The 12,490-nt window shown below is 40.1% G+C and carries 11 protein-coding genes; 4 read left to right on the top strand and 7 right to left on the bottom strand.

What is annotated here, in order from left to right; translation table 11 throughout:
* Nucleotides 1–1,235 (bottom strand): pyruvate kinase (gene pyk / locus ACFINC_RS01580; RefSeq protein WP_375615808.1); only part of this gene is annotated, 1,235 nt, incomplete at its 3' end.
* Nucleotides 1,232–1,720, bottom strand: a complete 489-nt coding sequence (locus ACFINC_RS01575) for a DUF1036 domain-containing protein (protein WP_375615807.1) — start codon at nucleotides 1,718–1,720, stop codon at nucleotides 1,232–1,234. The genes pyk and ACFINC_RS01575, both read right to left, overlap by 4 nt.
* A gap of 264 nt (nucleotides 1,721–1,984) precedes the next feature.
* Here ACFINC_RS01575 and ACFINC_RS01570 point away from each other — a divergent pair, with 264 nt between their 5' ends.
* Entirely contained in the window at nucleotides 1,985–2,245 is a 261-nt protein-coding gene (locus ACFINC_RS01570) for a DUF2312 domain-containing protein (RefSeq protein ID WP_375609422.1), read from the top strand.
* Nucleotides 2,246–2,784: 539 nt separating this feature from the next.
* On the opposite strand, the gene rimJ is transcribed toward ACFINC_RS01570, so the two are convergent.
* The 4 genes from rimJ to ACFINC_RS01550 form a co-directional block, all read right to left on the bottom strand.
* The gene (gene rimJ / locus ACFINC_RS01565) at nucleotides 2,785–3,348 is read right to left on the bottom strand and encodes a ribosomal protein S5-alanine N-acetyltransferase (RefSeq protein WP_375615979.1); all 564 of its coding nucleotides are present in this window, start codon (nucleotides 3,346–3,348) and stop codon (nucleotides 2,785–2,787) included.
* Nucleotides 3,349–3,905: 557 nt separating this feature from the next.
* Complete coding sequence (locus ACFINC_RS01560) at nucleotides 3,906–5,768, bottom strand: ABC-F family ATP-binding cassette domain-containing protein (protein ID WP_375615978.1); 1,863 nt, start codon at nucleotides 5,766–5,768, stop codon at nucleotides 3,906–3,908.
* Nucleotides 5,768–6,154 (bottom strand): hypothetical protein, encoded by a 387-nt coding sequence (locus ACFINC_RS01555; protein WP_375615806.1) that lies wholly within the window; start codon nucleotides 6,152–6,154, stop codon nucleotides 5,768–5,770. Before ACFINC_RS01555 ends, ACFINC_RS01560 begins: the two co-directional genes overlap by 1 nt.
* A gap of 104 nt (nucleotides 6,155–6,258) precedes the next feature.
* Nucleotides 6,259–6,894 (bottom strand): thiamine diphosphokinase, encoded by a 636-nt coding sequence (locus ACFINC_RS01550; protein WP_375615805.1) that lies wholly within the window; start codon nucleotides 6,892–6,894, stop codon nucleotides 6,259–6,261.
* Between the two features lie 148 nt (nucleotides 6,895–7,042).
* On the opposite strand from ACFINC_RS01550, the gene ACFINC_RS01545 reads away from it, so the two are divergent.
* On the top strand, nucleotides 7,043–8,605 hold the full coding sequence (locus ACFINC_RS01545) for a M48 family metalloprotease (RefSeq protein WP_375615804.1): 1,563 nt from the start codon (nucleotides 7,043–7,045) through the stop codon (nucleotides 8,603–8,605).
* A 315-nt stretch (nucleotides 8,606–8,920) separates the two neighbouring features.
* Here the strand turns inward: ACFINC_RS01545 and ACFINC_RS01540 are convergent, their stop codons facing one another.
* Nucleotides 8,921–9,832 (bottom strand): RNA polymerase factor sigma-32, encoded by a 912-nt coding sequence (locus tag ACFINC_RS01540; RefSeq protein WP_142415995.1) that lies wholly within the window; start codon nucleotides 9,830–9,832, stop codon nucleotides 8,921–8,923.
* Between the two features lie 578 nt (nucleotides 9,833–10,410).
* On the opposite strand from ACFINC_RS01540, the gene ACFINC_RS01535 reads away from it, so the two are divergent.
* A complete protein-coding gene (locus ACFINC_RS01535; protein WP_375615803.1) occupies nucleotides 10,411–11,997 on the top strand; it encodes a hypothetical protein in 1,587 nt (528 codons plus the stop codon).
* Nucleotides 11,998–12,018: 21 nt separating this feature from the next.
* Nucleotides 12,019–12,357, top strand: a complete 339-nt coding sequence (gene fdxA, locus ACFINC_RS01530) for a ferredoxin FdxA (RefSeq protein WP_375608405.1) — start codon at nucleotides 12,019–12,021, stop codon at nucleotides 12,355–12,357.
* The last annotated feature ends 133 nt before the right edge of the window (nucleotides 12,358–12,490 follow it).

Below are 12,490 nucleotides of genomic sequence, written 5' to 3'. Positions count from 1 at the left end.
CAAACGAGAGCCAAACGCCGTGCTGTTTCCACAATGGGCGATAAAGCAATAATGGGCCGATTGGGGCGTTCACGAGAGGCGCGCACCCCCGTTGTTCCTGAAGCCGTATAGGCAACGATAGCGGATAGCGCAAGTGTTTCAGCAATCTGACGCGCAGCAAGAGAAATCGCATCCATTCCTGTTGATTCTGGTGCTGGATGTTGTGCTCCAACCTGAGCGGCATAAGTGTGATCTTGTTCGATTTGCCGCGCGATTCGATCCATCATAAGCACAGCTTCTTCAGGATAACGACCAGAAGCAGATTCAGCAGACAACATCACCGCATCTGTTCCAGCATAAACAGCTGTCGCAACATCTGACACCTCTGCGCGTGTCGGAACAGAAGATGTGATCATTGATTCAAGCATTTGTGTTGCCACCACAACAGGCTTTCCAGCTAAACGACAAGCTTTTATGAGCTCCATCTGAAGTGCAGGAATCCTTTCCAGAGGCATTTCCACTCCAAGATCTCCCCGTGCAATCATAATGCCATCAGATACATCAATAATCTTCTCTATATGCTCCAAGGCTTGAGGTTTTTCGATTTTAGCCATCAAAGACACCTTGCTTTTCGTCAACCGACGTACCGCTATAATATCTTCCGGACGCTGAATAAAAGAAAGCGCAACCCAATCAACAGGCTGCTGTAAAAGAGCCTGAAGATCCTCCTTATCTTTTAACGTCATCGCATCAAAAGGCAAAATGGTATCGGGAAAACTCACACCTTTTCGATCAGAAATACGGGATCCAGCAACCACACGACACTGGACAGAATAACCATCACAAACTTGCGCACGCAGTTCCATCCTTCCATCATCAATCAACAACCGATCCCCTGGTTTAACAGCCGAAAATACATCCTCATGAGGGAAAAAAACACGCTGTGCATCACCAAGAACATCGCGATTATCTAACGTAAAGCTTTGCCCAACACGCAAATCTTCTTGCCCCTTAGCAAAACGCCCCACACGCAGTTTTGGCCCTTGAAGATCCACTAAAATACCAATGGGGCGTCGAACTGTTTTTTCAACTTCTCGTATAGACTTGACCAAATCACCCAGCATATCACGATCAGTATGGCTCATATTAAGACGAAAAACGTCTGCCCCTGCCCTAAAAAGCTTTTCAATCATCAAACGAGAAAAAGAAGAAGGACCAAGAGTCGCAATAATTTTTACTTTACGTGCACGTTTCACGGTGAAGAATTTCCTGAAAGAGAAGGTATAACTGAATTGTTTAACAAAGACTCATCCGTCAACTGTACCATCCAACTGGTTTGATTTCCGGTATCGATCTCTTTAAATTCAGCCTTTTGATATCCTCGAGGGAAACAATCATGAACCCCTTGAATGGTAAACTGGCTATCTTGCACACACATGGTCACAGAGCCTGCCCAGTTCCCTTTTTTTTGTGCCCCTTCCGCATAAAAATAATAAAACCGTGAAGCAAGAGGCCCCTCAATTAAAGTTTTACACTCCGTCACTGGTACAGTCCACCAGCCTTCACTCACCCACCCTGAAAATGTACGGTATCCAAGAGCAACCCCTACAGACTGCTGAGTTGTATTACAAACCCTAAAGTCAGCTTTTGCAAAAACAACAAGGGGAAACAAGAGCAAAAGGCTCAAGAGAAAAACTTTTAATCCTTTCTGAAGCACCCAATATCGTTTTTTTAAAATCACAAAACTTCCTCTATAATGCCAAATTCTCAAAACAAATTACACATTTCTTTTTTTTAAAGCTTTTCAAATCTAAAACGTATATTTTTATATTTTTCTTTTTATAGCCCTTTTATCAATGCATATATTTTAAAAATTTTACAAAATATTTAAAGTCAATTTGTAAAAAAACTGTGTAGCTTGATTTATTTTTTGTTTTTCAAGCTTTTTCAATACAAATTTATCGTTGAAAAACAACTTAAAACATATAACCTGGAGAAAAATATAATGAACGATACAGTAACTGATAAAACACACGCTATATCCGTAAACCAATTACGCTCTTTTATCGAACGTATTGAACGCCTAGAAGAAGAGAAAAAAACCATTTCTGATGATATTAAAGACGTTTATACTGAACTTAAAGGCTCTGGTTTTGATAGTAAAGCCGTTCGCAGCATTATACGATTGCGTAAAAAAGAAGAACATGAACGAATGGAAGAAGAAGCAATCATTGAGCTATATAAAAATGCGCTTGGTATGAATTAACACCATTGAGAACATTGGAAATTTTCCTAAGAAAAAATGGAAAATACAAAAAAGCGAATGAATACACAAAAATTTCAACCAACAATAAGCAGTTTGTATAACTTGTAACGAGACTATCGGTCACAGAATACACAATATTGCAACAGCCCTCACATTTAAAAGGATTTATACAGAGAATTTTTATTCTTGTTCTTCAATCATTTTTATCCACATAAACCCTCACTTGTATGCCAACCTATGCCAACCCAGTTTGTGATGTGCAAGAGAGGTGTTTTTTATGATTAAATATCTATAGATTTTAAGTGAGAAAGTTTTCCGATATTGAGTACTCTCTTCCTTCAAATTGAAAAAATGAATTATGATTGATAAATCAATTCATTATCTACGAAAAGAAACATATAAAGTGGTCAGCAGTTGAAATCCGCTAAACGAGATTCTGAACTATTTACAAAAGAAAAGGTGGTTAAGGATCTTCGTCTTTTAGGATAGGGAGAAATTCAGCATATTTGCACATTTGATAAAAAGACCCTTAACAAACTTTATTCGAATCTATTAACGGACTCATAAAGATCATTGATTCGAGAGGTTAGAATGTGATCTCTCCATTTTCCAGAAATCATCAAATAGTCTTTAGCATAGCCTTCTTTTTCAAAATGAAGGCGTTTTAATAAACGTTCGCTTTTTATGTTCTCAGGTCTATAATTTGCCATCACTCTATGCAGATGATAAATATGAAAGATATGGCGTATTAGAGCCGATAAACTCTCAAACATGAGACCTTTTCCTTGTTGTTTTTCATCAAGAGAAAAACCAAGATGACAGGCTTGAAAAACACCCCGAACCACATTTGTAAAATTCACAACACCAATAATTGTGTTTTTATTTTTTAATCGTACGGCATATCGGTATGCTTGTCCCTTTGCACTTTCACAAGCAAATGCATTGGCTCGTGTTTCCCAAGCTGTTAGGCTGTGGTAACCATCAGATCTAACAGGTTCAAAAGGACGCAGATGATTCGCATTACGGAGGAAATAAGAAGACAGTTCAGCTGCATCTTCTAAACCGATCAATGTGGAAATTGTTCGCTTTGTTTTAATTGCCATCATTTTCTCCTCCTAGAAATGTTGCAATAAAACGTTGATTTATCCTGGCAAATCATCATTTTTAAACTCAAATCATAACGTCGAATACAGTAAGCTTTTCTCATCACAACACTTCTTACGTTAGAATTAATGAGGATCATTTGCTTTTCCGTCATAAGCGGGGGTGGTATGTTTAAAGCATAAGGTAAAGACAAGGGCATATTTCTTACGAATGCTCTCAAATTCCAAAGGAGTTGCAAGCAACATTGGGGACTGGCAAGGTATGCAATGGAATTGGCGTACTTCCATATACGAAATTTTGAAAAAACTCACGGCAAAGGTAGTTTTGTTTCTTTGCCTTGTAAACGAAGAGCATGCTTGTTTTGCGCTATCATATCACTGTCCCCCGTATACAAATCCCAATAACCATCACCTTAAAGTGCTATATGTTACAGTACGATCTAAAAGTCTCTACCATAACTCGTCAATAATACTCTTCCCGCTAAATCAGCCACAAACTCTCGTCACAAATCAAAGAAAAGCGATGATGCAATACAAATCTTTTAAAATTTTAGATATTACCGTGAACACGCTTCCATTTCTTCGCGTAAAATTTCAAGTTCTAGCCATTCTTCTTGCTTTTGTGTGCAAGTATTTTTCTTTTTTTCCAACGCTGTTGATAAACGCTCAAAACGCTCTTTATCACTGCGATAAAGGGCTGGATCAGAGAGTTCTTGCTCAATTTTTTTGATTTCGTCCTGCAAAACAGCAATTTCTTCAGGCAATTTTTCCAATGCATAAACCTGCTTATAAGACAATTTACCTCGTGTTTTTTTCTCCCGCCCTACCAAGCTATGATCTGTTGATGAGTCCTGCTTTGAAAGCTCTCCCGCATGAGATTTTGAAGGTACTTTACGCTGCGATAGTTCTGTTTTTTTGCGTTGTAAACGAAGAGCATGCTGGTTTTGCGCCATCATATCACTATAGCCACCCGCATACAAAACCCAATGACCATCACCTTGAGGTGCCAACATATGGGTTACAGTACGATCTAAAAAGTCTCTGTCATGGCTAACCAACAACACTGTTCCTGCAAAATCAGCAATAAATTCTTGCAACAAATCCAAAGTTTCCATATCCAAATCATTGGTCGGTTCATCAAGAATCAAAAAGTTTGCAGGACGCGAAAGAAGGCGTGCAAGCATGAGGCGTGCTCTTTCTCCCCCTGAAAATTCTTTAAGGGGTGTGCGTGCTTGTTCAGGCAAAAATAAAAAGTCTTTCATATAAGAAACCACATGCCGCTCCAGCCCGTTGATCACAAGAGTATCTCCCCTTCCTTCCGTTAAATAATGCGCTAAAGTTTCTTCTTCATTTAAAATACGTTGCTGATCAAGCAATGCCATAGAGAGGTTATAGCCATGCCTCACCGTTCCGCTATCCACAGCTTCTTGCCCAATTAATGCAGAAAGGAGCGTTGTCTTTCCGATACCATTGGGCCCGACCAAACCGATTCGATCACCCCGCTGAATGCGCAAAGAGAAATCTTTCACGATCATGCGCTCACCATAGGATTTTGAAATTTTCTTTGCTTCAAGCACCAATTGCCCAGACTCATGACTTTTTGCTGCTGTCAAAAGTGCATTTCCTGGCTGCCCTTTATAGGTTTGATGACGCTGTCTTAAGTCTTTTAATTCGCCTAAGCGCCGTACATTACGCTTACGCCGTGCGCTCACGCCATAACGCAACCATTGCTCTTCACGGGCAATTTGGCGCCCCAATTTATGCTGTTCGATGGCTTCTTCTTCCAGTGCTTTATCACGCCAATTTTCAAATTCTGAAAAACGCTTTTCCAGCCTTTTGGTTGTGCCACGATCAAGCCATACCGTTGACCGCGTAACATTTTCTAAAAATCGCCGATCATGGGAAATCACCACAATCGCTGAACGCAAAGAAGCCAAAACAGCTTCCAGCCATTCAATAGTTGGTAAATCAAGATGATTGGTTGGTTCATCTAAGAACAAAATATCGGGTTTTGCAGCAATGGCCCGTAACAATGAAACACGCCGCTTTTCACCTCCCGAAAGCGTTTCCAATTTTTCCGCTCCCGAAAACCCTAAATTTGTGCGAAGCGTATTGATCCACTGGACATCAGATGTATCGTCCAGCTCCGCTTCCATATAGGCATTAATATCTTCAAATCCGGAACAATCCGGATTTTGTGAGACATAACGGAGCGTCACTCGCGGGTGGCGAAAAATTTCGCCACCATGAGGTTCTAATATTCCTGCGGCAATTTTTAACAGGGTCGATTTTCCACAACCATTACGGCCGACCAGCGCGATACGCGCCCCCTGCTCAACCGATAAAGAAGCTTGATTGAGCAAAGGTGTTGTTCCAAAGTTTAGGAAAATGCGGTCAAGCCGCAGTAATGGCACCACCATTAATGAACGCGGCGCGGACAAGGTGCTTTATACATCACCCCTCTTGCATCACGGTAAGCACACAATTGCCGTACAGGAACTCTCTGCCCACAAGGTGCTTGGTAAACATGCCCTCGACGACCACGATACGTGCACAATTGTGATACCTGTCTTTGTTGTTTTCTTTGATTTGCGGCGGCACCGGTTACTGTTCCAGCCAAAGCACCAAATGCTGCACCGGTAAGCGCTGCTCCAGCCGTACTTCCACCAATAGCAGTTCCAGCCAAAGCACCGATTGCTGCTCCTCCTACGCCGTAACGTGCAACGCGTTCATCGTTTGTAGTACAAGCGACTGAACTGAAACCAATGGCTGAAACAACGGCCACTTTAAAAATTGATTTTAACATATCAAAACCTTTCCTTCTCAAGATCAATACATAAATATCGTTTATGTCGGCACTTAATCACTAGAGCCCCCCCCCTGCCTTATTCAAAATATATTGGAAGAGCTTTATGGAATAGGCACAGACGCTAGCAATATAGCTTTTCCAAAACCTAAATGGCAAGAAAAGGTTCCACAAATACGGTTAGAAAGTGTTAAAGAAGAGCCAAATGACACATTTTTATCACAAATCGGCCATTTTACCCCTTTAAGCGTTAAGCCTTTTAAATCAGAAAAACCGATAATACTAAACAAACACCCTTTAGGCAAATCATATGAATGAAGTTTTGGCAAAACCGGCCAACCTTCTTCCAAACCACTTGTCAACAACACTGCAATGCCGCTTTCAGCTATCATCAACGCTTGCGTCATATGAGAAAGGCTATGATCACTTCGCTCCCCTCCCAAAGCACCGCATAAAATAAGCTTTTTAGCACCCTTTTGCAGCGCTCTTTCACATGCCAAAGCACTATCTGTCATATCTTTATCAGAGGGAAAAACTTCACGAGGAATATGACTATATTGGCGGATTAAATTCTCATCTGATGAATCAAAATCTCCCAACCACAATTCAGGCATCACATTAAGCATTGCCGCATGACGCATACCACCATCCGCAGCAATCACTCGACTGTTTTGAATTTGATTAAGCAAACGATCAGTGATACAAACGTCGCCATTTAACAATATCGTAAATGTTGTCATGCCATTCTTTGCCTTTCACAAAATTTCCTTGTATAGTGCACCCTTTTGTAAATGAGAGCCATTTTTTATAAACAATAACCGTGATATAGCCAAACGAACCCTTATCCTTAAAGCTTGTCTTACAAAAATACACAATACAAAGATACAAATGAGATTTGCCAAATTACACCGTCGCAACAACATGCATCGTGAACCAATGCACCCTATTTTTCAACGAAATTTTCTTTTTTGCCCGCCCATGTGTAGAGCAACTTTCATAAGTCTCATGCTTCTCCTTTCCGCTTGTCATGCACCCCTTTCTCAAAATGACAGGCTTTCTTCCATTTCTTCTAAAACGATCAAACGTACCAACAACCACAATATCTATGTCACATTAAGCGCTCTGCAACACCCACGTATTTTACAAATGTATGGTGGCGCTTATCATGATGCAAAACTTGAACACCTTTTAGCAAAGATTGTCCGTAAACTGGCAGTTGCATCACATAGTTCTCATCAAAGCTATTCTGTAACAATTTTAAACTCAGAAACTGTAAACGCTTTTGCACTCCCCAATGGTTCGATCTACATCACTCGTGGTATGCTGGCATTAGCCAATGATTCTTCAGAAGTTGCAGCAATTTTAGCCCATGAGATAGCACATATCAGAGCCAATCATGGTATTTTACGCCTACAAAAAGAAACTGAATTGAAGATGAAAAATCGCATATCCCCTCGTCTTCTTTCTTCTATGGATCAAAAACTTCACACCCCCATACAAAACAAGCAACAACTCGCACAATTTTCCCGTAATCAAGAGCTGGAAGCTGATTCCCTTGCCCTCGAAATGCTCCAACAATCAGGATATGATCCATTTGCTTCACCGCGCTTTCTTCAAACAATGGAAGCCTATAGTGCTTTGCGTAATATCTCTGGCACCCAAAATGCCTCTCTAGATTTTCTAGCCTCTCACCCAACTACTCCTCAACGCATTCGGCTTGCGATAGAAAAAGCGCGTAAAATCAGTAAAGGGAATAGTAAAATATCCGATCGTGATTCTTTTCTCAAAAGCATTAATGGCATGATTTTTGGAGGAGGCTTTTATACAGGTTTTGTACGAGGCAACCAATTTATTCACCCACAATTGCGCATCGCTTTTTCTGTTCCGAATAATTTTACAATAGAACATTCAGCACACACTGTTTGGGCCAGTGGGCCAGATAACATTGCGATTCGTTTTGATGCTATTCCACATCCTGCTGGACTATCTACAAGTGACTATTTGAAAAGCGGAGGGATTATTGGACTAGACCAATCATCCATCCGCCCCATCACAATTCAAGGACTTACAAGTCAATGTTTTCAAAACCAGAGTTTACTTGGAGCACATGCCCGTGCGACCCATGAGCAATGGCAATTTGATGTGGTTGTCATTTTGTTTAACAATCATCTCTTTCGTTTTCTGACAGCCGCCCCATATAATTCTCAAAATTTTGCAGAAGTTGCCCAAAAAACGGTACAAAGCTTTCATTCTCTTTCTTCTTCACAGTTAAAAAAATTAAAGCCCTTAAAAATCCGTGTTGTCCGCGTTCAACAAGGAGAAGATATTACAAACCTTGCAAATAAAATGCAACACACACCAGAAAAAGAAAAACTATTCCGCATTCTCAACGCCCTCTCACCAACGCAAACTTTACGTGCAGGAACAAAGGTTAAAATTATCACAGAATAAATCTTTTTTCTCTGCTACAGCTTTGATTCTTTTCTGTCTATATCAAGCCCTGCTCTTTTAAAACATATTCGAAAATGAAATGAAGCACTTTAAAAACCAACGTCATCATGCCTTCATACGACTCTGCTTGATACATACCTCCTTAAACCGACCTCCCCCAACTCTTCCTTCGCTTTGAAAAAACCGCGACAAATACCCACAAGGAGGCGCATTCCTCGACAAATCTGATTCCCTCTAAAACCAACTTCATCATGCTCTCATACGTCCCCATTGATACATTCTCCCTCATCCTCCCCCCCCAAAGCCTTTCACTGCTTATATATCGTAAGCATCTTCTGAATGAATCGTAAGGAGAGCAGAACGCAATTTTTGCAAAGCTCGTGCTTCAATTTGGCGCACGCGCTCTTTTGAAATTCCTAACTTTTCACCGAGGACTTCTAGAGTAGCCCCCTCTTCATTGAGGCGACGAAAGCGAATAATTTCTAATTCCCGTTCGTTAAGAATTTGCAACGCATCGTAAAGCCATTGTGTACGCCGTTGACCATCAATCACTTGCTCAATTAAAGCATCAGGAAGAGGACTCTCATCCACCAACACATCCATCTTCGCAATGGGATTATCACTGTTCTCAGAAACAGAAACACTCAAGGAATTATCAGAACTGGAGAAGCGAAAATCCATTGTTTCAACATCACGCACAGAAACGCCGAGTTTTTCAGCGATTGTGCGAAAAATATCCTGTTTCGACAAAGCACTATCATCCTGCACCAGTTTTGCTCTCAAACGCCGAAGATTAAAGAAAAGTGCTTTTTGCGAAGAACTGGTTCCACCTCGAACAATTGACCAGTTTCGCAAAATATAATCTTGGATAGAAGCACGTATCCACCATGTTGCATACGTTGAAAAACGCACTTCCCGATCAGGTTCAAAACGTGCAGCGGCTTCCAATAGTCCCACATACCCTTCTTGTACCAAATCCCCCAATGGCATTTTGAAACGCTTAAAGCGATTAGCAATAGCAATCACCAAACGCATATGAGCCGCTGCAATTTGATGCATGGCATCATCATCGCGTTTGTCTTTCCACCGCAGAGCCAAATCATGCTCTTTTTGTCGTTCAAGATAAGGTGCTTGCATAGCAGAACGCATCATATTACGTCCTAAACTTTTGTCTGCATCGCTATAATTTTTGCTGCTTTTATAAACAGCATTTGAAAGATTACCCATAATAACCCCTTGCGATTAAAATTATCAAAATTGATTTGGCAACGACATCATTGTTCTCTTTTCAAAAGAACGCAAAAGTTGTTCACTTCTGTGAACACTACTTTAGCGTGTAATTTTATAATCGCAATTGTTTTTTTATTGTTATGGTAAAACTTCTTGTTATAAGACATAGTTTCACCTCTAAAACGCCTTTGCAACACGCCCTTTAGCCTATGAAATGTTTGAAAAAACTTTCTCTTCACTTTTCATGACAAAACAGCAAAAAAAAATAAAATGATCAGACAAAACAAATGTTGTTTTTTTGATGACCGATTCCGTTTCCTTTTCAATTGAGAAATTTATTTATGCTTTCAGCTTTACAATACAACTAATAAGTGTAATTTACAAATATTAAAGCATCCTAACTGAATGCAAACTGAATAAAAAAGAATCATTTAAGTTTTAAAGACGCAAAAAGAAACAGCAAAAAACGACAAGAGTGATTGAAGCAAACGTAACAAACGTGTAAAGAAATAACAGCATTATGAAATTGTCGCACAAAGCTTTTTACCAGTGTCGCACTGAGAAAGAAAATGATCATGGATAGCAAGATTGTTCAACAGAATGAGATTCTTCAGGATGATATTCTCATTGAAAAACACGGAAGAGGTAAATTTGAAGGTTTTCGTTTTTATGCCGACAAAAACAATCCCGATCAAACGACTGAGAATCAAATTTCGACAGAGACAAAGAATGAAGATTTGATTCTTGCTTTTTCCAAACGCGCAACACGTTTTTGTGCTTGTGCAAATGGAGATCTTACCCTTAGTTCTGATGGAATTGTGCGCTGGATTGGTCAACCGGTAGGACAACTTGTAGCAACAGAAGATTTTTTCAAACCAAAACTAATTGTTTTAGCAGATGCACAACTCACGGGAGAATCCCGCGATAATGTTATGAAACGATTAGAGCGCTTTGTAACCTTTCATTTTGAAACAACTTTAAAACCCCTGTTTGATTTGCGCCATGCTGATAATTTGACAGATTCAACAAACAGTCTTGCCTCACAACTGGTTAACTCTTTAGGGATTTTACCACGCCGTGAAGTTTTAGACATTGTCAAAAGCCTTGCGCAAGAATCACGTGCCGTGCTTCGTCGTCTAGGCGTACGTTTTGGCGCTTTTCATATCTATGTTGCAGGAATGCTTAAACCAGCTCCCGTCCAAGCCATTACCCTCCTGTGGAATCTTCAAAATGTGGGACAAGACCAAACTGGTTTGGGTGAAATTTTTGCAGCATTATCTGCTGGTCGAACCTCTTTGATTATTGACCCTACTTACAACCGCCAATTTTATCAATTAGCCGGTTACCGAATTTTAGGACAACGTGCAGTACGGATTGATATTTTAGAACGTCTTGCCAATCTTATCCGCCTTGCTCTTCATTGGAAACAAGGAAGTACTCCCAAACCCGATGGTGCCTATGACGGCAAAAGTTTTTTTATTACACCAGCCATGATGTCCATTCTTGGAGCCAATGGAAATGATATGGAAGAAATCCTCAAAGGACTTGGCTATCAATCGAGCAGCATAAGCAATGTTGTTTTTGAACAAAATCTCCTTACACATAAAGCCTCTTCCCCTATCAATGGAACAACACAAGATGTTCCTGCAGCAGAATGCGTTGGCAGCCAATGGCAAACAATCAGTATTTCAGAAACAACACAAGAAGAAAAGAGGACTTCATCTTCTAACCTCTCATCCTCTTGTGTTGGAAAACACACCAATCACACCTATCGTTTACCAACAGCTGAACCTGTTGGAAATTTTGCCAAGCCTCTCCTCCCAGCAACAGAAGATAAGGTTGTTTTATTATGGCATTATAAGCATCAATTTCACCACAACGCACAAAAAAAACGTGATAAATCTGGAAATAAGTGGCAAAATAAATCGAAGAGCGCTGTAGAAAAAGGAGAAAACAGGAATGAAAGTTCTCCTCACGAAGTACCATTACAAACAAAACGTTCTCATAAGTTCCACAAATCCCAAGGCAAACGTGCGAATCATAAACCTTTTCAAAAAGAAAAGCTCCCTAATCCTGATTCACCTTTTGCAAAATTAGCTGTGCTACGTAATAAACTTGTAAGTAATAAAGATACAGAAGCACTTTCCTCCAAAGATCACTAAAATAATAAATGGAGGTAGATATTGACTCATGTAGTAACTGATAACTGCATTCATTGCAAATATACTGATTGCGTTGAAGTTTGCCCTGTCGATTGTTTTTATGAAGGTGAAAATATGCTTGTCATTCACCCTGATGAATGTATCGATTGTGGTGTGTGCGTGCCGGAATGTCCGGCGGAAGCCATTATCCCTGACACCGAACCAGGGCTCGAAAAGTGGTTAGAACTTAATCTTAAATATGCGAACAAATGGCCTAATTTAACGTCCCGCAAAGACCCTCTTCCTCAAGCAAAAGAAATGGATGGCGTTCCAAACAAATTAGAAAAGTATTTTTCAGAAAATCCAGGAAGCGGCGAGTAGTAATGATGCAGTGTACAGCTCCTTCTTTCAACAATTGAAAGACTTTTCTCGTAAAAATAAAAAAATCCTTAAGCGAAATGATTGATTCTTTTGATATTTGATGTTAGTGTTATTTTAACATGATCATCTTTCT

The organism is Bartonella sp. AP58NXGY (assembly GCF_042195785.1).
GTDB lineage: Bacteria > Pseudomonadota > Alphaproteobacteria > Rhizobiales > Rhizobiaceae > Bartonella.
The sequence above is the reverse complement of the archived record's forward strand: the minus strand, read 5'-3'. Positions and strand labels throughout refer to the sequence as shown.

What these genes read in the sequence shown, in the direction of transcription:
- ACFINC_RS01570 (WP_375609422.1), top strand. Translation starts at nt 1,985, where the DNA reads ATGAACGATACAGTAACTGATAAAACACACGCTATATCCGTAAACCAA.
- rimJ (WP_375615979.1), bottom strand. Translation starts at nt 3,348, where the DNA reads ATGGCAATTAAAACAAAGCGAACAATTTCCACATTGATCGGTTTAGAA.
- ACFINC_RS01560 (WP_375615978.1), bottom strand. Translation starts at nt 5,768, where the DNA reads ATGGTGGTGCCATTACTGCGGCTTGACCGCATTTTCCTAAACTTTGGA.
- ACFINC_RS01555 (WP_375615806.1), bottom strand. Translation starts at nt 6,154, where the DNA reads ATGTTAAAATCAATTTTTAAAGTGGCCGTTGTTTCAGCCATTGGTTTC.
- ACFINC_RS01550 (WP_375615805.1), bottom strand. Translation starts at nt 6,894, where the DNA reads ATGACAACATTTACGATATTGTTAAATGGCGACGTTTGTATCACTGAT.
- ACFINC_RS01545 (WP_375615804.1), top strand. Translation starts at nt 7,043, where the DNA reads ATGAGATTTGCCAAATTACACCGTCGCAACAACATGCATCGTGAACCA.
- ACFINC_RS01540 (WP_142415995.1), bottom strand. Translation starts at nt 9,832, where the DNA reads ATGGGTAATCTTTCAAATGCTGTTTATAAAAGCAGCAAAAATTATAGC.
- ACFINC_RS01535 (WP_375615803.1), top strand. Translation starts at nt 10,411, where the DNA reads ATGGATAGCAAGATTGTTCAACAGAATGAGATTCTTCAGGATGATATT.